The sequence below is a fragment of the Streptomyces lancefieldiae genome, from assembly GCF_031845825.1.
Taxonomy (GTDB): domain Bacteria; phylum Actinomycetota; class Actinomycetes; order Streptomycetales; family Streptomycetaceae; genus Streptomyces; species Streptomyces lancefieldiae.
The window spans coordinates 1-255 of the sequence record NZ_JAVRFH010000450.1; the positions used below are offsets into that span (position 1 = coordinate 1).

Here is a 255-nt window from a genome sequence, read left to right on the forward strand (position 1 = left end):
AGGCTGCTTTGGGGCGGGTGGAGGTGGTGCAGCCGGTCGCGTTTGCGGTGATGGTGTCGTTGGCGGAGTTGTGGCGGTCGTTGGGTGTGGTGCCGGATGCGGTGGTGGGGCATTCGCAGGGGGAGATCGCTGCTGCGGTGGTGGCGGGTGGTCTGTCGTTGGAGGACGGGGCGCGGGTGGTGGTGTTGCGTGCGCGGTTGATCGGGCGTGTGCTGGCGGGGCGGGGTGGGATGGCGTCGGTGGCGTTGCCGGTGG

1 protein-coding gene is annotated in these 255 nt (G+C 70.6%); it reads left to right on the top strand.

Going from position 1 to position 255, the window contains the following annotated elements; translation table 11 throughout:
• A partial coding sequence (locus RM812_RS42920) for an acyltransferase domain-containing protein (RefSeq protein WP_311586559.1) occupies positions 1-255 on the top strand: 255 nt, incomplete at both ends.